The following is a 1,942-nucleotide window of genomic DNA, read 5'->3' on the forward strand; positions in this document are numbered from 1 at the left end:
TAATTATAGTTGTAATTCCAGCTTGATTAAATACCTGTTCAGCAGTTAATTCTAATCCTTCAAATAAAGAATCTACAAGTAGAGTATCTCCCATATAAATTTGTGGCGGTGCATCTGGATAAAAAACTGTAATACTCCTAGCTTTACTATCAACAACCCACAGTCTTAATACTCCTGCATCTAAATAATCTCTGGCTTTAGCAATGAGTTGACCAAATGTTTGCTCAGGGGAAATAATTTCTATTACTAAATCAGGCAAAACAGGATAAAAATCATCTGCTATCCATTCTGGAGATAAACCTTCATAAGAAACATATAAAATTTCTGGTGTAAGTACCCAGTCTTTCCCTTGAGGAGTTAATTTCACAGCCCATTCTGGAAAAACTTGTCCTTTTCCCTCCCACCATTCATCTATTAGATAGAGCAAAGCACGAGTTAGTTTAGAATTAAAAAATTTGGGTGAGATTTTTACTATTGCTTTTCCATCAATAAATTTATAAATAATATCTGCATCTCCTGGTGGAAGTTCGAGAAATTCTTGTAATGTAAGTTGATTTTTTAGCTGTATCATTTTGTCTCTAAATAAGTATTTAGCTGTCAGTCGTCAGCTATCAGCTATCAGCTATTGCTTTTGGTATGCGATATCACTCAGAGATTACTTTTAACTTTTGAATTTTAACTTTTGAGTTGCACCTAGCGCTGTATTACTCAATCATGTGGTTAACTAGAACTAATTATAGTTGTAATTCCAGCTTGATTAAATACCTGTTCAGCAGTTAATTCTAATCCTTCAAATAAAGAATCTACAAGTAGAGTATCTCCCATATAAATTTGTGGCGGTGCATCTGGATAAAAAACTGTAATACTCCTAGCTTTACTATCAACAACCCACAGTCTTAATACTCCTGCATCTAAATAATCTCTGGCTTTAGCAATGAGTTGACCAAATGTTTGCTCAGGGGAAATAATTTCTATTACTAAATCAGGCAAAACAGGATAAAAATCATCTGCTATCCATTCTGGAGATAAACCTTCATAAGAAACATATAAAATTTCTGGTGTAAGTACCCAGTCTTTCCCTTGAGGAGTTAATTTCACAGCCCATTCTGGAAAAACTTGTCCTTTTCCCTCCCACCATTCATCTATTAGATAGAGCAAAGCACGAGTTAGTTTAGAATTAAAAAATTTGGGTGAGATTTTTACTATTGCTTTTCCATCAATAAATTTATAAATAATATCTGCATCTCCTGGTGGAAGTTCGAGAAATTCTTGTAATGTAAGTTGATTTTTTAGCTGTATCATTTTGTCTCTAAATAAGTATTTAGCTGTCAGTCGTCAGCTATCAGCTATCAGCTATTGCTTTTGGTATGCGATATCACTCAGAGATTACTTTTAACTTTTGAATTTTAACTTTTGAGTTGCACCTAGCGCTGTATTACTCGATCGTATAATTAACTAGAACTAATTATAGTTGTAATTCCAGCTTGATTAAATACCTGTTCAGCAGTTAATTCTAATCCTTCAAATAAAGAATCTATAAGTAGAGTATCTCCCATATAAATTTGTGGCGGTGCATCTGGATAAAAAACTGTAATACTCCTAGCTTTACTATCAACAACCCACAGTCTTAAGACACCTGCATCTAAATAATCTCTGGCTTTAGCAGTGAGTTGACCAAATGTTTGCTCAGGAGAAATTATTTCTATTACTAAATTTGGTGGTACAGAACAAGCTACATCTTCTTCCCAGTCTTCAGGAAAACGTTCAGCAGTAATACCATTTCTCAAAAAGAATGCTATATATGATTGGGTGGGGTAGGGACGCCCTTATGCAACGTCCGTACGGAAGTGTGGGAGGTGTGGGGAGAGGAAAAGTAGGAAAAATCTATAAAATACCGACTAATAATTGTCAAAAACAGACTTTTAATCTTAGTAACTATTGA

3 protein-coding genes are annotated in these 1,942 nt (G+C 34.2%); all 3 read right to left on the reverse strand.

Features of this window, described 5'->3' with window-relative positions; all coding sequences use genetic code 11:
- Positions 1-571, reverse strand: a 571-nt coding sequence (locus tag F6K22_RS29055) for a Uma2 family endonuclease (protein ID WP_293106104.1), incomplete at its 3' end; no start/stop codon positions are given.
- Positions 572-720: 149 nt separating this feature from the next.
- The gene (locus F6K22_RS29060; protein ID WP_293106107.1) at positions 721-1,302 is read right to left on the reverse strand and encodes a Uma2 family endonuclease; all 582 of its coding nucleotides are present in this window, start codon (positions 1,300-1,302) and stop codon (positions 721-723) included.
- A gap of 149 nt (positions 1,303-1,451) precedes the next feature.
- Entirely contained in the window at positions 1,452-1,787 is a 336-nt protein-coding gene (locus F6K22_RS29065; RefSeq protein WP_363274679.1) for a Uma2 family endonuclease, read from the reverse strand.
- Positions 1,788-1,942 lie beyond the last annotated feature (155 nt).

This window comes from Okeania sp. SIO2F4 (assembly GCF_010672385.1).
Classification (GTDB): domain Bacteria; phylum Cyanobacteriota; class Cyanobacteriia; order Cyanobacteriales; family Microcoleaceae; genus Trichodesmium.